Origin of the sequence: Anabaena lutea FACHB-196 (assembly GCF_014698305.1) — a bacterium.
Taxonomy (GTDB): Bacteria; Cyanobacteriota; Cyanobacteriia; order Cyanobacteriales; family Nostocaceae; genus Anabaena; species Anabaena lutea.
Genome location: NZ_JACJST010000020.1, coordinates 1 through 22,286, shown reverse-complemented (window position 1 = coordinate 22,286; position 22,286 = coordinate 1). Strand labels below are relative to the sequence as shown.

Genomic DNA, 22,286 nt, shown 5'->3' with positions numbered 1-22,286 from the left:
TATAAATTATTAAATAGTAACCAAGGGATGAAGATGCAAACATACTATTACGTTTTGGCTAGTCAACACTTTCTACTCGAAGAAGAACCAATACACGAAGTTTTGAAGGAACGCACCCGTAATTACCACGAACAAGAAAAGCAAATTGATTTTTGGTTAGTCAAGCAACCAGCTTTTCTGGAAGCACCGGAATTTGCAAAGATAAAAGCCAAGTGTCCTAAGCCTCCTGTGGCAATTATTTCTACCAACTCGCAATTTATTACTTGGTTGAAATTGCGCCTAGAATATGTCATTACCGGGGAATTCAACGCGCCTTCAGCAACGATTCCTGATGCTTTAGCTGCTTTAACTACAGTTTCATAATAGTATAGCAGGAGTCAGGAGTCAGGAGTCAGGAGGAGGCAGTCCGGTGGACGGGTTTCCAAGGCAGTCCGGTCTTGGTGGTTTCCCCAAAGAGGAACTGCCGTCGGCATAAAAGAGGCAGTGCGGTGGACGGGTTTCCCGACTTGAAGCAACTGCCGTCAACTGCCGTTCAGGAGTAAAACCCTCTTGTAGTGGGAGTTTCATTATCAATAGATGTCCTAACCACCCTGTCCACGGCCATATACTATGTTCTGGACGCTTACCTAAGTAGAGGAGATCAATTAAAAATATTCATTTATATTGATTTCCTACTGCTACTGCAAATCTAGGAATATTGAACCCAAAGGAACTAGTACCGCTTTCTCGGAATTAAAAATTAACAATTAAAAATTAAAAAAGTGGATTAAACAGGCTTTTTCAGTATTTTTAATGGTTGCTTAACTTACGCCGTGTTGTACTAGATATAATGTCCGGTTAAAGACTTATCATTAGGGGTGACACGGGGACGCGGGGACGGGTCGAGTTTTTTTGATAAGCAATTAGCCGGACTTGATATGAAGATTTTTGATTTGGAAGTCCCCTAGAGAACAGAGATTTTGAGAAATATTTTGAGAACCTACAATTTTATGTATATACCTTTTGTGCAAAGATTTCCGACTTTACCCAGTATTTTATTATTAGCCATAGCCCCTTTCATTGGTAGGATTAGTCCAGTTGCTGCTCAACAAACCCTTCCTACTTGTCAACCTCCCAGTGCAGGAGAGTATCTTTTATTAGTAGTCAGTCCCACAGCGAATAATCAAAAACAGTTGCGAAGCGCCTTACCATCTGATCTCAAGACTGTTACCTGCAAATATCTTAACGAGACAGTAACGCGGATTGGTGGGTTTAACAAAATTGATGATGCCAACCGCTGGGCTAAGTATGTTAACAATATTGTCGGCTTGTCTGCCATTATTACTACAAGACCAACAGCAACAATACCAACAATACCAACAACAACAACAACAATACCAACAACAACAATACCAAGAGCAACAATACCATCTCAGACAGTCAGCTATAATCCCAAAGTCTTAGGAGATGGTTTTGCCGTACTGGTAGATTATTTCAACCGCCCGGAAATAGCAAGTAGTGTGCAAAAAACAGTAGGAGGGAATGTAGGTCTTGTTTCCTATGGACAGCGCCCTTACTTGTTAGCTGTTTATACGACTAACCAACAAGAAGCATACAAGACATTACAAAAACTGAGCGAAAATGGTTTTTTTGCCCTCTTAGCAGATGGAAAAAAAGTGATGTTGCTGCGCTCAGTGGTAAGTGTCAAATAATCAGTTATCAATTGACCAATGACCAATAACCAATGACCAATGACCAATGACCAATGACCAATGACCAATGACCAATAACCAATGACCAATAACTAATAAGCAGTCCTAGCCAACCAATAAATAGTTATACCCAAAGCAGAACCAGCTATGACTTGAACGGGAGTATGTCCAAGTAGTTCCTTGAGCCTGTCTTGGCTAAAATCTGGTTTTTCATCAAATAACTCATCAATCATTTGATTGAGTATTCGAGCTTGCTTACCTGCGGCTTGGCGAACTCCAGCTGCGTCATACATGACGATGATGGCAAAAACAGTAGCTAAAGCAAATTCAGCAGATGCCCAACCGATAGTTTGTCCAACACCAGCTGCGAGGGCTGTCACCAAAGCTGAATGGGCGCTGGGCATTCCGCCGGTTGTCACTAAAACACGCACATTCAGTTTGCGATTTTTGACCAACTCAACAATGAGTTTTAATGCTTGAGCAACAAAACAAGCTACAAGGGCAACCAGCAGCACCCGGTTGTTGAAAATGTCGCCTATGTCCTGCATGGTATTTTGGTTAGGTGATTAAATTATGAGCAGCGGTTGTGTGTTGAGGAACGATGTTTAGTAGAACTCAAAATTCCCAATTTACCTAGCAAAGCAGAAATCACGCTTACAGATAGATATTTTGGAAATCCTTCAGCATAGCGGCCTTCTGCCTTTTGCCTTTTGACAGACTACTAGTGATTGCGACTAACTATATAATGAGCGATCGCTTGGAGAGGTAGGGCTTTTTCTCCAAAGGATGCCAATTCTGTACAAGCCGACTCAACTAGTTGTTGTGCTTTAGAACGTGATTCCTCAATTCCCCACAGGCTGGGATAGGTGACTTTTTCGGCTGTTAAGTCTTTACCTGCGGTTTTGCCTAATTGCTCTTGGGTAGCAGTGATATCCAGAATATCATCGATAATTTGGAAAGCCAGCCCAATATTTTGAGAATAACGAGTTAATTTTTGGATATTTTCAGCTGATGCCCCGGCTAAAATTCCGCCACAAACGACACAAGCTTCTAACAGGGCGGCGGTTTTATGGTTATGAATAAAATTCAGAGTTTCTAGGGAAATATCTGACTTACCTTCTGAATCTAAATCTACCACTTGACCGCCAACCAAACCAGCGGCTCCCAGCGCCCTGCCGAGACGAGCAATCACCTGCAAAACTTGGTCTCTAGGGACATTTTGGGGTGTTTGGGTGGCGACAAATTCAAAAGCTAAGGCTAATAAGCCATCCCCTGCCAAAATCGCAATATCTTCGCCGTAGACCTTGTGATTTGTCAATTTACCGCGACGATAGTCGTCATTATCCATTGCTGGCAAATCGTCATGAATCAGCGACATAGTGTGGATCATTTCCACAGCACAAGCTGTAGGCATGGCCATTTCGATTGTTCCACCAATCATTTCACAGGTAGCCAGACAAAGAATGGGACGCACACGCTTACCACCTGCTAAAAGGGAGTAGCGCATTGCGTCGTAAATTTTTTCGGGGTAAACGACCGGAATTGCCAAATCTAGGGCAGTTTCACACAGCTTTTGCCGTTCTTTGAGATAGGCAGCGAGGTTAAACCTGGCGGCTTCTGCTGTTTTTTGAAAGTTATCCGTTGCTACCATTCTTCAGATCCTAAAATTTTCGGTTGCTTGAGATATGTGTGACAATTTTACGGTGTGCTGGGGCAGAAACACTCACTCATGATTCAATTTGGGATTTTAGATTTATTCCATAGTTGAAACTAGGGGAATTGACAAAAAAATCTCAAATCGGCACAGTTAGTTAGGAATAATTATCACTCATTAATGGTTTGTGGCTTGTAAATAGCTAGATACTGTATTTTGCAATAACATAGCAACCGTCATCGGTCCAATGCCACCAGGGACTGGGGTGAGATATTCTGCCACCCTAGCAGTTGCTGCAAAGTCGATATCACCGACTAAATGACTTTTGCCACTGCTATCAGTGAGACGATTTATCCCCACATCTACCACAACAGCGCCCGGTTTCACCATATCAGCAGTGATTAATCCGGGAAGACCTGCTGCTGCAATGAGAATATCAGCATTTTGGGTGATAGTTTTTAAGTCTTGCGATCGCGAATGAGCGATAGTAACTGTAGCATTAGCCTCTAATAGCATCAAGGCCATGGGCTTACCTACCAAAATACTTCGTCCTACCACTACTGCCTGTTTTCCCTCCAGGGGAATTTTATATTCTTCCAGTAGTCGCATGACACCAGCTGGGGTACAACTGCGTAAACCTGCTTCTCCCCGCACCAGTCGTCCTAAGTTAACCGCGTGTAGTCCGTCTACGTCTTTGTCGGGTTCTATTTGATGTAAAAGAGCGATGCTATCTAAATGTCCAGGTAAAGGTAACTGTACCAGAATTCCATCCACCTGTTCATCTTGGTTAAGTTGTGCTATCACCGCTTCTAGTTCTGTGAAGGTAGTGTTGGTAGGAAAATACTGACCAAAGGAGGTAATACCCACTTTCGCGCAGGTTTTTTCCTTGTTGCGGACATAAGCTGCTGAGGCTGGATTATCACCAACCATTAGCACTGCTAAACCAGGGGGACGACCGATTTTGGGTTTTAATTCTGCAATAGTCGCAGCTAGTTCTTTGTAAATTTTTTCCGCTAATGCTTTACCATCGAGCAGTTTGGCAGTTTTTGTTTCCATGACAATTGCAGAGAGGATCGGCCTTTATTTTAAATCCCTAGCAGCCCCCAAGTGAAGCTTGCTGAAAAGTTCAATTTGTCAGCCCAACAGCTTAATCTATGGCTAGGATGAATGGAACCTGGCGATAAGGTAAGCATAAATGGAAAAATTATTTAAATGGCTTGGTTTGAGGCAACAAGCAAAAATTTCTTCTCTAAGGTTCTTTCATCTAGTATTGGCTTGTTTGCTGGTATTTGAACTTTATGGTTGTAGTAATTCGAGAAATTCTGCTACCAGTAACCTGATACTTAGTGCTAATGCCACGCCGATTCGAGAAATTAAACCAGCATCAAAGAATCAGACCACAGTTTACATCCAAGGTAAGGTAGAAAAGGAAGCTCCCCTAATTAAGCAGAAAGCTTATCAAATTAACGACTCAACAGGCAAAATCTGGGTTCTCACTCATCAAAACAATCTCCAAGTGGGACAACAGGTAATATTTAAGGGTAAGGTAAGATACCAAAGTATCCCTTTAGCCGGCAAAGAGTACGGGGAAGTTTACCTAGAAGAAGAATAATTATGAGTAATCAAGTACCTCATGTTGCGATCGCTATTCTCTACCAAAACGGCAAATTTCTCATGCAATTGCGAGACGACATTCCCGGTATTAACTATCCTGGATCTTGGGGGCTGTTTGGTGGACATCTCGAACCTGGTGAAACCCCAGAGATAGCACTTGTCCGAGAAATTATCGAAGAAATCGGTTATGAGTTACCTTCTTTTACCAAATTCGGCGTTTATCCCAATGAAAAAGCCGTTCGCCATGTTTTTCAAGCACCTTTATTAGTGGGATTAGATCAATTAGTGCTAAACGAAGGCTGGGATATGGGTTTATTGACACCAGATGATATTCGTCAGGGTAGTTGTTATTCTTCCATAGCCGGTGAAGTGCGGCCATTTGGAGATATGCACCAACGCATTATGCTGGACTTTATTAACAAAAGTTTTCCCGAAAGCAATTAAAGAATCTGCTGCAAGAGGGAGAGGTTAAGTTAATAAAACAATGATATTACACAGAGAAGCAGTCATCTGATACCCCAATAAACTTATAACTGTGGTGGAGTGAATCTAATGCAAACAGTCAACAAACTACCCCGCTGGTTAAGTGTGGGATTAGCCTTTCCCGTTGCCATTCTTAACGGTTGGTTATTAATTCAGGTTGTACAGTATTTTCAACCTTTGGTAAGTTTAGTTGCTAGTGCTATTTTACTAGCTTTTGTCTTGGATTATCCGATTAAATTTTTTCATAAACGGGGAGTACCGCGTAACTTAGCAATTGTCGGAGTATTACTATTAGCTGTAGTTATTTTAGGGGCTGTAGGAGTTATCTTGCTGCCGCTAATTTTCGCACAACTGAATGAATTCGTTAATATTCTCCCTGCTTGGATTGATTCAGGGAATCAACAATTAGAAGCTTTCCTCAATTGGGCAGCTACACAACAGTTACCTGTAAATGTCAGTGGTTTAGCTACTCAAATCTTAGAAAGAATTTCTAATCAATTTCAGTCTTTTACTGGTAAAATTCTGGGTTTTGCTTTTGATACTATTGGCGTTTTAGTTAATATTGTGCTGGCGGTAGTATTAACTATTTACCTGATATTAAATGGTGAACGTTTGTGGGATGGAATTTATCAATGGTTTCCGCCCCAAATCGGTACAAAAGTGAGAGAATTACTCCGAGAAGATTTCCAAAATTATTTCATCGGACAAGCAACATTAGGCGCTGTTTTAGCGGTGACAGTGACATTAGCATTTGTGGCGCTGCGTGTTCCTTTAGCTTTACTTTTTGGAATTGCTATTGGCTTTTTCTCTCTTTTCCCTTTTGGTACAGGGATAGGTATTGGTATTGTTAGTTTGTTGGTGGCTTTAGAAAATTTTTGGGAAGGGGTAGAAGTTGCGGCTATTGCTGTGGCTATTGATCAAGTAAATTCTAATATTGTCGCACCACGTCTTTTAGGAAGTTTGACTGGTTTAAATCCTGTTTGGGTGGTGATTTCTTTGTTGTTGGGTGCGAAGTTGGGCGGTGTTTTGGGTTTGTTGGTGGCTATTCCTATCGCTAGTTTTATTAAGGATCTTGCTGATAGTTGGCGCGTGGGTGAGTTGAGGAAGGTTGAGGAGGTAATTGAAACGCAGAGGAGCGCTGAGGTTAACGCAGAGGTTCGCTGAGGTTTGTTTGAGGGTGAGAATTTTGATAAAGTTTAGATGAGTAAATAGGAGAAGTAAATGGACGGTAAAAGATTTATTCACAAAATTAAATTAACAAACTTTCTTTCCTATGGAAGTGAGGGGGAAGAAATAAAATTAGAACCGCTAAATTTGTTAATTGGTCGTAATACTGTTGGTAAGTCTAATTTGATAGAAGCTATTAGTATTCTAAAAGCAACACCGACAGATTTACCAGCACCATTTCGTCAAGGTGGAGGTATCAATGAATTTTTATGGAAAGGTAGTTCTATAGCTAATATAGATGTGATCTTAAATTATCCAGAAAGACACGAGAAAAATCTACATTACCAATTAAGTCTCACAGAAGTAGGACAAAGACTAGAATTAGTGGATGAATTCCTACAAAATGAACAAGCTTATGAAGGTCAAAAAGATGTATATTTTTATTATCGTTATCAAAATGGTCGTCCTGTTTTAAATATCAACAAAATCAAGGATGATAGTGAGAGATTTGAAAGACATCTCCGCAGAGAAGATTTAATTCCAGATCAGTCAGTTTTATCTCAGAGGAAAGATCCTGATTTATATCCTGAACTTTCTTATCTGAGTACAGAATTTTCTAAAATAGGTTTATATCGTCATTGGCAAATGGGGCGATATTCAGAACCAAGAAATGCTCAAAAAGCTGATTTACCACAACATCCTTTATTAGAAGATGCGAGTAATTTAGGTCTAGTTTTAAATGATTTAAAATATAAATTAGGTAATAGAAAAATTATTGAATGTTTGCAAAAATTCTATGAAGAAGCCGAAGACTTAGATGTAAGAATATATGGTGGTACGGTACAAATATTCATTCGGGAAGAAGGTTTGATTCAACCAATTTCTGCAAATCGTTTATCTGATGGAACACTGCGTTATTTATTTTTAATGGCTTTACTTTTAGATCCAACTCCACCACCTTTAATTTGTATTGAAGAACCAGAAATTGGTTTACATCCAGATATTTTACCAACTATTGCAGAAATGTTAATAGAAGCATCTCAGAGAACACAATTAATTATAACTACTCACTCTGATACTTTAGTTTCTGCTTTGAGTGAATATCCTGAATCAGTGATAGTTTGTGAAAGAGATGATACAGGAACTCACCTCCGTCGGCTTGAACCTGATAAACTAAAAAATTGGTTAGAAAATTATACTTTAGGAGATTTATGGCGGATGGGTGAAATAGGGGGAAATAGATGGTAAAAGAAGTTCGTATTTATATAGAAGGTGGTGGTGATAGCCAAAAAACAAAATCTTTAATTAGACAGGGATTTAGTCAGTTTTTCAAACCATTAGTAGAATTGGCAAAAAGCAAGAAGATTAAATGGAATATCACTATCTGCGGTACTCGTAATAATGCCTTCCGTGACTTTAAAAATGCTTTAAAATCTCATCCCGATGCTTTTAATGTATTACTAGTTGATGCAGAAGCACCTGTGAAAATAAACTCTCCTTGGGAACATTTGAAATTTAGGGATAATTGGGATAAACCAGCAGGAGTTGATGATGATAATTGCCATTTAATGGTACAAACAATGGAAGCTTGGTTTATTGCTGATATTGAAACTCTGAAAAAATTTTATGGACAGGGATTTAAAGAAAATGCTATTCCCAAAAATGCTAATGTGGAAACTATTGCAAAAGATAATTTAGAACCTACTCTTAAAACTGCTACGGCTAATACCACTAAGGGAGAATATCACAAAATAAAACACGCCTATAAACTGTTAGAATTGCTAGATGTATCTAAGGTTTGTCAAGCTTCCCCTTATTGCGATCGCCTTTTTAAAACTATCATATCAAAAATGACTGAATCAACTAGTAACACTGACGCAAAATAGAGACAATTTGATTCATATTATAAATATATCAATTCTTCTGTTAGCTGCTACACCCGCCCGGAAATGAATTTCCTTGCTAATAGTTCAAGTAGGTTAAAACCTACTATATATATTATAATTTATGGAGATAGAAATAGTCGGTTTGAACCGACTTCAGCTATGAGACAGGGAATTAATTCCCTGCTTGATTAAACTAAAATATATTTGGTGTTGATTATGCTGAAAAAACTCATTCTCGAAAATTGGAAAAGTTTCCGTTATGCTGAACTTCCACTTGATCCTTTGACGGTTCTGATTGGAACTAATGCAAGTGGTAAATCTAATGTGGTTGAAGCTTTGGAATTTTTACAAAGAATAGCTAGAGGTGAAGATGTTAAAACTGCTTTAGCAGGCGATAAAATGCTTCCTGCTATTCGTGGTGGAGTAGAATGGGCAGCACACAAACCTGAAAATAAATTCTCACTAAAAGCTTCAGTTCAGTTAAAAGATAGTGACATTGATTATATTTATAATATAGAAGTAGCGACACAACCTTTGGCTCGTATTTTAGAAAATTCTATATTAACTCAAGAGTATAAAAATAATAATCAGAACTATGTAGATAGTTATTACTTGTATAAATTGACTTATGGATATAGTTTATCACAAAATAAAACTATTCCCATGAAGTTGGAATTTTTAGATGAAGAATCTGGCGAATCAGATAACAATATTACTCAAATATTAGAAGCAATTCAAAATATTTTTATTCTCAATCCTATTCCTTCTAAGATGCGTGATTATTCACACTTATCTGAAACTCTAGAAAGTGATTCTTCAAATATCGCCGGTGTAATAGCAGCATTAACTGATGAACAAAAAGCACAAGTAGAATCAACTTTATCTGAATACATAAAATATTTACCGGAAGGTGATATTAAAAAAGTATGGGCTGAAAAAGTTGGTAGATTCAGAAATGATGCTATGCTATATTGCCAAGAAGAATGGAAACCAGGAGAAATCACAGAAATTGATGCTAGAAGTATGTCAGATGGAACATTGCGCTTTCTAGCCATTCTCACAGCATTACTCACACGCCCAGAAGGTAGTCAAATTGTAATTGAAGAAATAGATAATGGTTTACATCCTTCCCGCGCAGCATTACTGGTAAAAATATTAAAAGAAATTGGCAGTAAACGCAATATTGATATTTTACTCACTACCCATAACCCAGCTTTACTTGATGCTTTCGGTTCAGAAATAGTTCCCTTTGTAGTTGTTGCACATCGAGATTCGGAAACCGGAGAAAGTAAACTTACACTTTTAGAAGATATTGAAAATCTGCCCCTGTTACTAGCATCAGGTACTTTGGGAAGATTAGCCACTAAAGGCGCAATTGAAAAGAGTCTTTCTAATCAAAAGTAAAGCATATTATGAGAAAGATTCTGATTATTGATACATCAATACTTTGTGTTTATCTAGGTGTTCCAGGTAAAGAAACCTGTGGTAATGATAATGACAAATGGGATAAAAAAAGAGTTGAAATACGGTTTCAAGAAGAAGAAAAACAAGGAACAGATTTTATATTACCTTTAGCAACTATTATAGAAACTGGCAATCATATTGCCCAAGCTAATTCAATGCGATATGAAATTGCTCAAGCTTTTGCTGATATTTTAGTAAAAGTAGCTGATGGAATCATACCTTGGGCTGTTTTTACTACTGAGTTAGATGAACTTTGGAGCAAAGAAAAGCTGAAAGAGTTAGCCTTAGAATGGCCTACACTAGCGTCTTGTAACATTTCTCTAGGGGATGCCACAATTAAAAATGTAGCTCAATTCTACGCTAACACTGGTTTTGAAGTAGAAATTTTTACAGGTGATAAAGGATTGAAAGCTTATGAACCAGCTACACCTCCACTTACACGTCGTAGTGATCGCAGAAAATCATAATCTCTCTCTTCCTCTTTGCGCCTTTGCGCCTCTGCGTGAGAAAAAAATTAAAAAACCTTAAGCGATTCCTGCGGAGCGCTTCGCGATCGCACCCCACATCAAGCTATGATCGCATAGAGTGCCTAATCTGTGCCTAAATTCTCAGCATCTACCATGACGACTTCCACACCAGAACCAAATCCCCCAAACACACCACTTACCGATACAAATCTGGTAGAAGACCGTAGCAAACTGAGTAAAATGTATCAGCACTACGTAGAAGTCAAGGATAAATATCCTCATGCGTTGCTACTGTACCGAGTAGGTGATTTTTTTGAAACTTTCTTCCAAGATGCTGTCACTATCTCCAGAGAACTAGAATTAGTTTTAACCAGTAAACACGGTGGTGAAGTCGGACGCGTCGCTATGACTGGTGTACCGCATCACGCTTGGGAACGCTACACAACCCTGCTGGTGGAAAAAGGTTACGCTGTGGTGATTTGCGACCAAGTGGAAGACTCGGCTGATGCTATTGGTTTAGTAAAGCGAGAAGTAACGCGCATTCTCACACCTGGGACTTTATTAGAAGAGGGAATGCTGAAAGCTAGTCGTAATAATTACCTGGCGGCTGTGGTAATTGCTGTCAATCATTGGGGTTTAGCTTATGCAGACATCTCAACTGGGGAATTTCTCACATCTCAAGGTAGTGATTTAGAACACCTGACGCAGGAGTTAATGCGTTTACAACCTTCCGAAGTGCTGTTTCCCACTAACGCCCCAGATTTAGGTAGTTTACTGCGTCCAGGGGAAACTTCGCCCTCTCTTCCCCAATGTTTACCACCTACATTTTGTTATAGTTTGCGATCGCAAGTTCCCTTTTCCCAAGCCGAAGCTAGAAGTAAACTATTGCAGAAATTCAAAGTGCGATCGCTTGAAGGTTTAGGTTGTGAACATCTCCCTCTCGCCGTTCGCGCCGCTGGTGGTCTTTTAGAATACATCGAAGATACACAAAAAGCCAATCCAGTCTCCCTGCAATTATTACGCACCTATACCCTGACTGATTATTTAATTGTCGATCATCAAACCCGCCGTAACCTGGAAATTACTCAAACAGTCCGCGATGGCACATTTCACGGTTCTCTATTATGGGCTTTAGATAGAACTCGCACCGCAATGGGTAGCAGGGCTTTAAGAAGATGGTTGTTACAACCGCTACTTGATATTAAAGGAATTAAATCTCGCCAAGATACCATTCAAGAATTAGTAGAAAATACGCCTTTGCGTCAGGATTTGCGGAATTTATTAAGGCAAATTTACGATTTAGAACGTTTAACGGTCAGAGCAGCTTCTGGTAGAGCTAATGCACGGGATTTAGTGGCTTTAGCTGATTCTTTCTCCCGTTTACCTGAATTATCTCGCTTAGTCGAAGATGCGCGATCACCTTTCTTGAAAGCTTTACAAAAAGTCCCTCCTATCCTAGAAGAACTAGCAGAAAAGTTACACGCTCATATCGTTGAATCACCACCTATACATTTAAAAGAAGGTGGTTTAATTCGGGCAGGAATCAATGCGCTTTTGGATGAAAGAAAAGCTACTGTAGAAAGTGATCAACAATGGATTGCGAATTTAGAAGTTGATGAAAGAGTGAGAACGGGAATCCCGACTTTGAAGGTAGGATTTAATAAGAGTTTTGGTTATTATATCAGTATTTCCCGCAGTAAATCTGACCAAGTTCCCGATAATTACATTCGCAAACAAACCCTGACAAATGAGGAACGTTACATTACTCCTGATTTGAAAGAACGAGAAGCGCGAATTCTCACAGCGCGAGATGATTTAAATCAGTTGGAATATGAGATTTTTGACGCATTACGGGATGAAGTGGGTAATCATGCCGAAATAATCCGCAATATTTCTCGCGCTGTCGCCGCCGCAGATGTATTATGTGGTTTGGCTGATTTGGCTGTACATCAAGGTTACTGTCGCCCGGAAATGCTGACAGGACGGGAAATTGCGGTTATTGATGGTCGTCACCCGGTGGTGGAACAGTCTTTACCTGCTGGGTTTTTTGTCCCGAATTCGACTTGGTTAGGAGGGAAGGAAACGAACCGCGAAGGTGCGTTCGCGCAGCGTTCCGTTCGCGCAGCGTCTCCGACAGGAGAAGGAAAGGACGCGTTCGCGCAGCGTCTCGAAGAGAAGAAAGAAGTGAAGGAAGAAGGGAAGAAGAATTTACTCCCCATCTCCCCACCTCCCCATCTCCCCACCTCCCCATCTTCCTATCCTGATTTGGTGATTCTCACGGGGCCAAATGCTAGTGGGAAGAGTTGTTATTTAAGACAGGTGGGTTTGATTCAGTTAATGGCGCAGGTGGGAAGTTTTGTGCCGGCGCGTTCTGCTAAGTTGGGAATCTGCGATCGCATTTTTACTCGTGTTGGGGCTGTAGATGATTTAGCTACTGGTCAATCTACGTTTATGGTAGAAATGAATGAAACTGCAAATATCCTCAATCATGCAACTGCTCAATCTTTGGTTTTATTAGATGAAATTGGACGCGGGACAGCAACTTTTGACGGTTTATCAATTGCTTGGGCTGTGGCTGAATATTTAGCCGTTGATATTAAATCGCGGACGATTTTTGCTACCCATTATCATGAGTTAAATGAATTGGCTACTATTATTTCTAATGTTGCAAATTATCAAGTAACCGTTAAAGAGTTACCTGATCAAATTATCTTTTTACATCAAGTTCAACCCGGTGGCGCTGATAAATCCTATGGGATAGAAGCAGGAAGATTAGCAGGTTTACCGGCGGTGGTAATCAAACGGGCAAAACAGGTAATGGGACAAATTGAAAAGCATAGTAAAATTGCTATGGGTTTGCGAGAAGGACTTTAATTATTTACCCAAGTTGCTAGTACCGCTTTCTCGGAATTAAAAATTAACAATTAAAAATTTAAAAAGTAGATTAAACAGGCTTTTTCAGTATTTTTAATAGTTGCTTAACTTACGCCGTGTTGTACTAGTTATCTAGTTGAGGATGGTAATGGGTAATTGGTGATCAAATCCCAGACTTCATCCTGTTCATCCTTAAATCCTGGAAATCCTGATATGGCTTACGCCACGCTATGCCTACGGCACACTACGTGAACGCTATCAGACAGTTTCCCTCATCAAATCTTTATTTATAGGACTTACGGAAGATGTAACTGAAAACCTAATTCTTGCGTAGTGGTAATTCATGAATTACCGCTACTTTAATTTGGTTTCGCGTAAGTCCTGATTTATACTTTATTTTTCAGAAATGTATCCCTATTTACTAAATAGATGCTACAAATCAAACAAAGTATTTATTGTAAATTGTATAAAGTTTATACAAGGAAAATAATTAATCAAAAATATACAAAAACAATACAAAAAATACAAAAAAATAACTTAAAGTTACAGGTAACGGGCAGAACTTTCTTAAGTGCTGTATTAATGAGTTGGTGTTAATCATGGCAAAACATATCTACCATCACTAAAATAGTAGTTTGCCAAATAAATTTGATGTAGTTGACATTGAGGTTGGTAGTAAGTTAAATAACTATTCATCTCATTATAAAAACATCTGGTATTATCGAGCGAATGCTAATCAAATCAACTTTTTGTTGCCAGGATTTATCAATTAACCTAAAATGAAATCAACAAATCTAGAAGATTCATACCAACTTTCACCTCTACAGGAAGGAATGTTGTTTAATAGCCTAATTGCTCAACAGTCTGGAGTTGATATTGAGCAGGTTATTTGTTTAGTGCAGGAAAAGCTTGATGTTAATATATTTCAACAAGCATGGCTTAAAGTTGTAGAAAGACACGCAATTTTAAGAAGTAGCTTTGATTGGTCAAACGAAAATGAACCACTACAACTAGTACATAAACAAGTAATTCTTTCTCTGGAAGAACAAGATTGGAGTAGCTTATCTGACACCGAACAAAAGCATAAATTGCGGACTTATCTTCAGAGCGATCGCACACTAGGATTTCAGCTAAATACAGCACCATTAATGCGTTTAGCATTATTTCAGTTAAGTGAATCTGTGTACCAATTTGTTTGGACTTTTCACCATGCTTTGCTAGATGGTCGGTCTTTACTCATCATTCTCAAAGAAGTTTTTACTTTTTATCAAGCTTTTTATCAAGGAAAGGATATAGAAATCATGCAACCGCATTCTTATAAAAATCATATTCAATGGTTACATCAACAAGACTGGTCAAAAAGTGCAAGTTTTTGGCAGCAATTACTTAAAGGTTTTACTGCACCAACTCCTTTATTATTAGACCAAAATCCCCATCAAAAAAGCGGTTTTGGAGAGCAAGAAATTAGACTATCAGCAAAAAACACTCAGATATTAGAAGATTTAGCAAAGCAACATCAACTCACTCTCAATACTTTAATACAGGCAGCTTGGGCTATATTATTGAGTCGTTATAGTGGTGAAAGTGATGTTGTTTTCGGTGCAACTAGAGCTTGTCGTTATTCATCTGTACCTGGATCAGAATCAATGGTAGGACAATTAACCAACACCCTACCAATACGAGTAAAAATATCAGGAGAAACACCTGTACTTCCTTGGTTAAAAGAATTGCGATCGCAGTGGTTAACCTTGCGAGAATATGAACATACTCCCCTAGTAAAAATTCAGGGTTGGAGTGATGTTGCTGGTGGAAGTTCATTATTTAATAGTCTTGTCGTATTTGAAAATTACGAATTAAATCAGGCTTTATATTCCCATGATGAAAAATGGAAAAACTGGGAAGTACAGCTAGAAGAACAAACAAATTATCCTCTGACATTAGTTGGTAATGCAGGAACCGAACTTTTACTAAAAATAAAATATGATCAACGCAGTTTTAACGACGATAAAATTCTGCGAATGCTGGGACATCTGCAAACCTTATTATCCAGCATAGCCACAAATCCCTGGCAAACTCTAGGAGAATTACCCCTATTAACAGCAGATGAACAACATCAAATATTAATAGAGTGGAATCACACAGCCGCAGATTTTAATCAACAAATTTGTATCCATCAACTATTTGAATCACAGGTAGAAAAAACACCAGAAGCTGTTGCTGTTGTCTTTGAGCAGGAGCAACTAACTTACCAAGAACTTAATTTTCAAGCGAATCAATTAGCTCATAAACTTAAAGAATTAGGAGTCAAACCAGGCGTACTGGTTGCAGTTTATCTAGAACGTTCCTTAGAGATGATTCCCGCCATTTTGGGAATTTTAAAAGCAGGCGGTGCTTATGTACCCTTAGAACCCAGTTTTCCCCAAGCACGTATTCAATTACTCCTGTCTTCACTGCAAATTAATTGTTTAGTTACCCAAACTAAGTTATTATCTAACATTCAGGAATTAGAAACACAACTTCCCGCACTACAACACTTAATTTGTTTAGATAAAGTTGCAGCGAAACAATGGGGAAATCAGCAAATATGGAATCGTTCCTATCTAGATCAATTACCTAAAGAAAACTTAAACACATCTGTTAATTCTGATGATATTGCCTACATAATTTTTACATCAGGTTCTACAGGAACACCAAAAGGTGTAGTTGTGCGTCATCAACCTGTTATCAATCTGATTTCCTGGGTTAACAAAACATTTAATGTTAATTCCTCTGACAGAATTTTGTTTATCACATCTTTGTGTTTTGATCTATCAGTTTATGACATTTTCGGACTTCTAGCCGCAGGTGGTTCTATTCGGGTTGTGTCTAATCAAGATGTTAGAGATCCAGAAGCTTTATTAAACATTCTTTGCCATGAACCGATTACTTTTTGGGATTCAGCACCCCCAGCATTACAACAGTTAGCTTCCTTGTTCCCCACAGTTAAATCTAGTAATTGTCATCCCTTGTTGCGGTTGGTATTTATGAGTGGTGATTGGATACCAGTCACATTACCAGACTTACTAAAAACTACATTTCCAGAAGTGGAAGTAATTAGTTTAGGAGGAGCAACCGAAGCCACAGTTTGGTCTAATTATTATCCAATTGGTAAAGTAGAAGCACATTGGAAGAGTATTCCCTATGGTAAACCTATCCAAAATGCACAATATTATATTCTGGATTCTTACCTTAATCCTTGTCCCATTGGTGTAGCCGGGGATTTGTATATTGGTGGAGTTTGTTTAGCTTCTGGTTATTTAAATCAACCAGAACTGACAGCACAAAAATTTATTCCTAATCCTTTTAGTAAAAATCACGAATCACGACTTTATAAAACAGGAGATTTAGCCCGCTATTTCCCAGATGGTAATATTGAATTCTTGGGAAGAATTGACCATCAAGTAAAAATTCGTGGTTTCCGCATTGAGTTGGGAGAAATTGAAAGCGTACTCGCACAACACCCCGGAGTAGAAGAAACAGTAGTTATCGCCAGGGAAGATGAACCAGGATATAAGCGACTGGTGGCTTATATAGTGCTAAATCAACAATATGCACCCAAAAATATCAACGAATTACGGCAGTTTCTACAAAAGAAATTACCAGAGTACATGATTCCTTGTACCTTGATACCTATTAACTACATTCCACTAACAGCTAATGGTAAGGTAAACCGTTCGGCTTTACCCATACCTGACCAAACACGACCCAATTTAGAAAAAGCCTTTATTGCTCCTAGCAACGCCATAGAATTCCAATTAACTGAGATTTGGAAACAAGTATTAGGTATTAACTCAATTGGAGTTAAAGATAATTTCTTTGAGTTGGGGGGACATTCCCTATTAGCTGTGAAATTGTTCACCCAAATCGAACAGAAACTTGGTAAAAAACTGCCTCTGGCTACCTTATTTCATTCACCAACAATAGAAGAGTTAGCGAACATTCTCAGTCAAGAAAACGATCCCGTTTCTTGGTCTTCTCTAGTAGCTATTCAGTCGGTTAGGAGTAGTAAACCTCCTTTATTCCTGGTTCATGCTCTTGGTGGAAATATCATTGGCTACCAAACCCTAGTTCGTTACTTAGATTCAGAACAACCGATTTATGGACTACAAGCACAAGGACTAGATGGTAAACAGCCTCCTCACACCAGGGTTGAAGACATGGCTGCTCATTACATTCAAGAAATTCGCACTGTCCAACCTCATGGACCCTATCTATTAGCTGGTTTCTCTAGTGGTGGTATAGTTGCTTTTGAGATGGGTCAGCAGTTGGCAGCCCAAGGTGAGCAGGTGGCTCTATTAGCAATGTTCGATACCTATAACCCCAGGCTGTATATCGAAAATCCCTCCCTCAGCCATACCATGTATGCTTACGGGCGTACCTTGTTACAACTATCGCTACGAGCTAAATGGTACTATTTTCTAGCTAAGATGGACTGGTTGCGGTCACTCTTAACTGGGAATCCTCATAGCAAGTATGACCTGTGGAATAATTACACTTTTTCTGAAGATAGCAACCCTGACAATATGGAGTTCATAGAAACTCTAAAACGGGCAACAATGGCAGATTATGTTCCTCAGGCTTATCCTGGTCGAGTAACTCTATTTACTACTAAGGAAATGTTGAGATGGTGTCGCTATGAAACAGATAGAGGCTGGAAACATCTAGCTCAGAAAGGTTTAGATATCTATGATGTACCAGGTACACATTTAGGGATGTTAGATGAACCCAATGTGCAGGTTTTAGCAGAAAAATTGCAGGTTTGCTTAGAGCAAGCACAAGAAAATTACTGGGAAGAAAACGCGATTATCCTATCAAATCGGATGATTAAAACCCATAGCGCTGCCGAAGTGGTAAATCGGTAAAATCATTGATAAATAACCCAAAATGAGCAAACAGGAAATCGCCTCTCCCAGACAAAGCCAAGGTGCAAACAAAAGATGACAAAGCTCTTTTAGTGTGAAAAGTTACATTATTTCCTCACTTCATTTCTGGTGTTGAAAGATAAGATGTGGGGAAACCACTACTGCCTAACTGCCAACAGCCGCTTCCATGGATTTGTTAGACTGAACACACCAGGATTTTTTCAGTCACATCTGTAGATAACGCCAGCAGACGAGGCAATTCATGCTTACAAATACCCTACTTCTCTCCAATCAACTCCCCTCCCTCCAGTATTCATCCACCTCAGAACGATTTGATGAAACCTGGGAAGCCCCGCTGGCAACCCTTTTAGGACTAGGACGCGCCGCTGGTGCTGATTTTATCGAATTCTATTTAGAACGTCGTAACTACATCAGTTGTTTAGCAGAAGACGACATCATCACCAGCATTTCTCCCAGTTTAGCCACAGGTGCAGGAGTTAGAGTATTTCGTGGCAAAGCTGACTGCTACGTCAGCACCAATAACCTGACATTTTCCGGGTTAAAAGCAGCCTTAGAAAAAGGTCTTTCTATCTTAGGATTACAACTACCTACAGCTAATGCTTTCATCCCCGAAATTAACCTCGAATTACTGAGAGACTACGCCACCAAACGCGGCAAAGATGGCTGGCTACCTCTATGTAGTTCCATCCGCGAAATGGGAGAAGTTCTCCTTGATGGTACTGCCCAACTCCACAAAAAAGCTACCCACGTCCAATCACGCCGCGCTTCCTATTTCCGTGACTGGCAAGAAGTTTTAGTTGCTGCCAGTGATGGTACATTTGCTCGTGATATTCGCCTTACCCAGTCCGTAGGATTTAATATTCTCTGTGCTGACGGTGCTAACCGTGCTTCCATTGCTGAACGTGCAGGTAACACCAGTGATGCTAACTTCCTGAGAACTTGGGATTATCAACAAGCATCTGAACAAATCGCCGAATCAGCTGGTAAAATGCTTTATGCAGATTACGTAGAATCAGGAACTTACCCCATTATCATGGCCAATCACTTTGGCGGCGTAATTTTCCATGAAGCCTGCGGACACCTGTTAGAAACTACCCAAATTGAACGTAACACCACACCCTTTGCTGATAAAAAAGGCGAAAAAATTGCCCACGAAAGTCTGACAGCTTGGGATGAAGGACGCGCTGATAATGCCTTCGGGACAATTGATATGGATGACGAAGGAATGCCAGCCCAAAGAACATTATTAATTGAAAAAGGTGTTCTCAAAAATTTCTTAGCTGATAGAACAGGTTCAGTTCGCACCGGACATCCCAGAACCGGCAGTGGCCGCCGTCAAAATTACACTTTTGCCGCCGCTAGTCGGATGCGGAATACTTATATTGATACAGGCGAATACACCAATGAAGATTTATTTGCCTCTGTTGATAAAGGTATTTACTGTAAAAAAATGGGTGGCGGTAGTGTTGGTGCTACAGGTCAATTTAACTTTAGTGTTGATGAAGCTTATTTAATAGAAAATGGTAAACTTACCAAACCATTAAAAGGCGCTACGCTAATTGGTGAAGCTAAGGAAATTATGAATAAAATTTCCATGTGTTCCCAAGATTTAGCACTTGCACCCGGCTTCTGTGGTTCTGTTAGTGGCAGCATTTACACCACAGTTGGACAGCCTCATATTAAGGTTGATTCTATTACTGTTGGTGGACGGTAAGGACTTTTAGATTTTGGATTTTGGATTGTGAATGATCAAAAATTTATGTAGGTTGGGTTAAGCGACAGCGCAACCCAACAAAAGAGTTCGTTTTGTTGAATTATTTGTGTTGGGTTTCCTTGCGTCAAACGCCACTCGTCTCAAGCCGGGAAACCCGTCCACAACGGTGGCTCTCCAACCTACCATGTTCTGAGATTTTCATTGTGAATTGAAATATGACAAAAATACAAGAAATCGCAACTTACGCTCAAGAAAATGCCGCTAAACTGGGCATTAAAAAGTTTGATATTTACGGTTCAACTGTAGATGATACAAGTGTGCAAGTTGACCAAGGTGAACCCAAACAAGTTAAGGCTTCTAATCGTTCTGGAGTGACTGTTAGAGTCTGGAATGAAGACAATACAATGGGTGTGACTAGCACTACAGATGTAGATCCCAAGGGGTTAGAATTGGCTTTAAAAACTGCTTATGAAGCTAGTTTTTTTGGCGTGAAGGAAAATATCCCTGATTTTAGTCCAGAAGCAACTATTCCTATTCATAATACACGTCATGAGAAAGCTCCCCAAGCCCCAGTTTCTGAACTGATAGAGAAACTTTTAGTAGCAGAAAAACAACTTCTAGCTACTCATCCTGCTATTACTAGTGTGCCTTATAATGGTTTGGCTCAAAGGGATATTGACAGGTTTTATGTTAATAGTGATGGTGCTGTGAGAACAGAATCTCATTCTTTAGCTTCGGTTTATCTTTACACCAAAACAGAGGAAGAAAATAAGAAACCACGCAGTGCAGGTGCTTATCGAGTTAAGGAAAGTTTAGCTGATTTAGATATTGCTGGTTGTATTCAGGAAACGGCACAGAAAACTATCAGCCATTTGAACTATGAAAAAATCAAAACTGGTAAATATCGAGTTGTTTTCTCACCGGAAGCTTTCTTGAGTTTATTAGGTGCTTTTTCTAATTTATTCAATGCTCAAAGTATTCTTGACAATCAAAGTTTATCTAAAGCTGAAGATATCGGTAAACAAATTGCTTCACCTTTACTTTCAGTTTATGATGATGCTTTACATCCAGCTAATGTTGGTGCAGAAACTTTTGATGGTGAAGGTACTCCTACCCGTCAGGTAAAGTTGATAGAAAATGGTGTTTTAACCAGCTTTCTGCACAGTTCAGGAACTGCTAAAAGGTTCAATACTACACCTACTGGTAATGCTAGTATTGGCGCAAAGGTGAGCGTTAGTCCCAATTTTTATCACGTTTTTGCAGCCGGAACACCTGCGGAGGAATTGAGTTTGGAAACTGCGGAAAATGTGATTTTGATTGATGATTTACAAGCTCTCCATGCAGGTGTAAAATCTTTACAAGGTTCCTTCTCTTTGCCGTTTGATGGTTGGCTAATTAACAAAGGTGAAAAAACCAGTATTGAGTCGGCAACTGTAGCTGGTGATTTCTTGGAAGTCTTGCAGTCAATTGTTTATGTAGAGAAAGAGGTGGAGTTAACACCAGGGGGAGTTTCTCCCAGAATTTGGGTGAATGAACTTTCGATTACTGGAGAGTAAGATATTTTCACCAGATAGTAAGAAAGTAAGCCGCATTTATTAGTGATCAATAATGTTTAGTAGGGTGGGTAAAGCCCTTGCGGGCATGGCTAAGTGCAAAGCACAGGCTGTGCGAACGCTAGAGCGACAGCGTAACCCACCATTTTCATAAGTTTACGGTATGTTGGGGAACACCAAAAAATAAATTACTGAAAAACTGTCTGATGTTTTTAGTAGTTAATTTTTCCATCAGGCATTATCGCTTCACGCAAATTTGCACCCGTCAGATTTGTACTACTCATTTCTGCTCTGATTAGAGTTGCTTTACTTAAATTAGCACCAGTCAAGTCTGTTCTAGCAAGATAAGCATCAACCAAATCTACTTCGGTGAGATTAGCCTGACGCATGATAGCCCGACTTAAATCTGCTCTACTCAACCTGGCAAAACTCAGGTTTGCGTGACTTAATTTGGCTCTAGGCAGTTTCACATCTGCCATAATTGCACCATACAAGTTCACACCTGTAAGTTCGGCATCACTCAGATTTGACCGCTCTAGCCTAGCATTGATCATGTTAGCACCTTTCAAATTAGCACCTGCTAGATTAGCGTCGCTCACAGATGTCCTATTCAAAATGGCTTCACTCAGGTTAGCACCACTGAGATCAGCATAACGCAGCGTGGCTTCACTCAAGTTAGCACCACTGAGATCAACTGGGAGCAACGCGATTTTGTGAGGTGGGGCAAAAAAAGTGCGATCGCCAAGTTAAAAACAGGCATCGCTAAAATATTTTTCTGAAATTAATGTTAAATAAAT

Annotated in this window: 17 protein-coding genes; 13 read left to right on the top strand and 4 right to left on the bottom strand. The window is 39.5% G+C overall.

Translation table 11 applies throughout. From position 1 onward, the window contains the following. Positions 1-33 precede the first annotated feature (33 nt). Positions 34-363, top strand: a complete 330-nt coding sequence (locus H6G59_RS19365; RefSeq protein WP_190717305.1) for an MgPME-cyclase complex family protein — start codon at positions 34-36, stop codon at positions 361-363. Between the two features lie 626 nt (positions 364-989). Continuing rightward, the gene (locus H6G59_RS19360; protein WP_190717302.1) at positions 990-1,691 is read left to right on the top strand and encodes a hypothetical protein; all 702 of its coding nucleotides are present in this window, start codon (positions 990-992) and stop codon (positions 1,689-1,691) included. A gap of 92 nt (positions 1,692-1,783) precedes the next feature. Here H6G59_RS19360 and H6G59_RS19355 read toward each other — a convergent pair whose 3' ends face one another. The 3 genes from H6G59_RS19355 to folD form a co-directional block, all read right to left on the bottom strand. Beyond that, positions 1,784-2,239: a divergent PAP2 family protein gene (locus tag H6G59_RS19355; protein WP_190717300.1), complete on the bottom strand. Its 456-nt coding sequence runs from the start codon at positions 2,237-2,239 to the stop codon at positions 1,784-1,786. A 173-nt stretch (positions 2,240-2,412) separates the two neighbouring features. Next, positions 2,413-3,342: a geranylgeranyl diphosphate synthase CrtE gene (crtE, locus tag H6G59_RS19350; protein WP_190717298.1), complete on the bottom strand. Its 930-nt coding sequence runs from the start codon at positions 3,340-3,342 to the stop codon at positions 2,413-2,415. Positions 3,343-3,522: 180 nt separating this feature from the next. Next, positions 3,523-4,401 (bottom strand): bifunctional methylenetetrahydrofolate dehydrogenase/methenyltetrahydrofolate cyclohydrolase FolD, encoded by an 879-nt coding sequence (gene folD / locus H6G59_RS19345; protein ID WP_190717297.1) that lies wholly within the window; start codon positions 4,399-4,401, stop codon positions 3,523-3,525. A 139-nt stretch (positions 4,402-4,540) separates the two neighbouring features. Here folD and H6G59_RS19340 point away from each other — a divergent pair, with 139 nt between their 5' ends. From H6G59_RS19340 to H6G59_RS19285, 11 genes are all read left to right on the top strand, one after another. Then, a complete protein-coding gene (locus H6G59_RS19340; RefSeq protein ID WP_190717295.1) occupies positions 4,541-4,957 on the top strand; it encodes a hypothetical protein in 417 nt (138 codons plus the stop codon). 2 nt (positions 4,958-4,959) lie between these two features. Further along, positions 4,960-5,403 (top strand): NUDIX hydrolase, encoded by a 444-nt coding sequence (locus tag H6G59_RS19335; protein ID WP_190717293.1) that lies wholly within the window; start codon positions 4,960-4,962, stop codon positions 5,401-5,403. A 108-nt stretch (positions 5,404-5,511) separates the two neighbouring features. Next, positions 5,512-6,606 (top strand): AI-2E family transporter, encoded by a 1,095-nt coding sequence (locus H6G59_RS19330; protein ID WP_190717291.1) that lies wholly within the window; start codon positions 5,512-5,514, stop codon positions 6,604-6,606. A 57-nt stretch (positions 6,607-6,663) separates the two neighbouring features. After that, positions 6,664-7,857, top strand: a complete 1,194-nt coding sequence (locus tag H6G59_RS19325) for an AAA family ATPase (protein ID WP_190717289.1) — start codon at positions 6,664-6,666, stop codon at positions 7,855-7,857. Further along, positions 7,851-8,495: a DUF4276 family protein gene (locus H6G59_RS19320; protein WP_190717287.1), complete on the top strand. Its 645-nt coding sequence runs from the start codon at positions 7,851-7,853 to the stop codon at positions 8,493-8,495. The genes H6G59_RS19325 and H6G59_RS19320 overlap by 7 nt, the downstream gene beginning before the upstream one ends. 216 nt (positions 8,496-8,711) lie before the next feature. Then, a complete protein-coding gene (locus H6G59_RS19315; protein ID WP_190717285.1) occupies positions 8,712-9,899 on the top strand; it encodes an AAA family ATPase in 1,188 nt (395 codons plus the stop codon). A gap of 8 nt (positions 9,900-9,907) precedes the next feature. Next, a complete protein-coding gene (locus tag H6G59_RS19310) occupies positions 9,908-10,426 on the top strand; it encodes a hypothetical protein (protein WP_190717283.1) in 519 nt (172 codons plus the stop codon). A gap of 153 nt (positions 10,427-10,579) precedes the next feature. Beyond that, positions 10,580-13,300, top strand: a complete 2,721-nt coding sequence (mutS, locus tag H6G59_RS19305; protein ID WP_242038925.1) for a DNA mismatch repair protein MutS — start codon at positions 10,580-10,582, stop codon at positions 13,298-13,300. 779 nt (positions 13,301-14,079) lie between these two features. Continuing rightward, positions 14,080-18,201 carry an amino acid adenylation domain-containing protein gene (locus H6G59_RS19295; protein WP_190717281.1) on the top strand — a complete coding sequence of 1,374 codons (4,122 nt, stop codon included), beginning with the start codon at positions 14,080-14,082 and terminating at the stop codon, positions 18,199-18,201. A gap of 262 nt (positions 18,202-18,463) precedes the next feature. After that, positions 18,464-19,936 carry a TldD/PmbA family protein gene (locus H6G59_RS19290; protein ID WP_190717279.1) on the top strand — a complete coding sequence of 491 codons (1,473 nt, stop codon included), beginning with the start codon at positions 18,464-18,466 and terminating at the stop codon, positions 19,934-19,936. A 215-nt stretch (positions 19,937-20,151) separates the two neighbouring features. Next, entirely contained in the window at positions 20,152-21,492 is a 1,341-nt protein-coding gene (locus H6G59_RS19285; protein ID WP_190717276.1) for a TldD/PmbA family protein, read from the top strand. A gap of 209 nt (positions 21,493-21,701) precedes the next feature. Here H6G59_RS19285 and H6G59_RS19280 read toward each other — a convergent pair whose 3' ends face one another. Beyond that, entirely contained in the window at positions 21,702-22,193 is a 492-nt protein-coding gene (locus H6G59_RS19280; protein ID WP_242038923.1) for a pentapeptide repeat-containing protein, read from the bottom strand. Positions 22,194-22,286: the final 93 nt, after the last annotated feature.

What these genes read in the sequence shown, in the direction of transcription:
- H6G59_RS19360 (WP_190717302.1), top strand. Translation starts at nt 990, where the DNA reads ATGTATATACCTTTTGTGCAAAGATTTCCGACTTTACCCAGTATTTTA.
- H6G59_RS19340 (WP_190717295.1), top strand. Translation starts at nt 4,541, where the DNA reads ATGGAAAAATTATTTAAATGGCTTGGTTTGAGGCAACAAGCAAAAATT.
- mutS (WP_242038925.1), top strand. Translation starts at nt 10,580, where the DNA reads ATGACGACTTCCACACCAGAACCAAATCCCCCAAACACACCACTTACC.
- H6G59_RS19335 (WP_190717293.1), top strand. Translation starts at nt 4,960, where the DNA reads ATGAGTAATCAAGTACCTCATGTTGCGATCGCTATTCTCTACCAAAAC.
- crtE (WP_190717298.1), bottom strand. Translation starts at nt 3,342, where the DNA reads ATGGTAGCAACGGATAACTTTCAAAAAACAGCAGAAGCCGCCAGGTTT.
- H6G59_RS19325 (WP_190717289.1), top strand. Translation starts at nt 6,664, where the DNA reads ATGGACGGTAAAAGATTTATTCACAAAATTAAATTAACAAACTTTCTT.
- H6G59_RS19315 (WP_190717285.1), top strand. Translation starts at nt 8,712, where the DNA reads ATGCTGAAAAAACTCATTCTCGAAAATTGGAAAAGTTTCCGTTATGCT.
- H6G59_RS19355 (WP_190717300.1), bottom strand. Translation starts at nt 2,239, where the DNA reads ATGCAGGACATAGGCGACATTTTCAACAACCGGGTGCTGCTGGTTGCC.
- H6G59_RS19320 (WP_190717287.1), top strand. Translation starts at nt 7,851, where the DNA reads ATGGTAAAAGAAGTTCGTATTTATATAGAAGGTGGTGGTGATAGCCAA.
- H6G59_RS19365 (WP_190717305.1), top strand. Translation starts at nt 34, where the DNA reads ATGCAAACATACTATTACGTTTTGGCTAGTCAACACTTTCTACTCGAA.
- H6G59_RS19310 (WP_190717283.1), top strand. Translation starts at nt 9,908, where the DNA reads ATGAGAAAGATTCTGATTATTGATACATCAATACTTTGTGTTTATCTA.
- H6G59_RS19295 (WP_190717281.1), top strand. Translation starts at nt 14,080, where the DNA reads ATGAAATCAACAAATCTAGAAGATTCATACCAACTTTCACCTCTACAG.
- H6G59_RS19285 (WP_190717276.1), top strand. Translation starts at nt 20,152, where the DNA reads ATGACAAAAATACAAGAAATCGCAACTTACGCTCAAGAAAATGCCGCT.
- H6G59_RS19330 (WP_190717291.1), top strand. Translation starts at nt 5,512, where the DNA reads ATGCAAACAGTCAACAAACTACCCCGCTGGTTAAGTGTGGGATTAGCC.
- H6G59_RS19290 (WP_190717279.1), top strand. Translation starts at nt 18,464, where the DNA reads ATGCTTACAAATACCCTACTTCTCTCCAATCAACTCCCCTCCCTCCAG.
- folD (WP_190717297.1), bottom strand. Translation starts at nt 4,401, where the DNA reads ATGGAAACAAAAACTGCCAAACTGCTCGATGGTAAAGCATTAGCGGAA.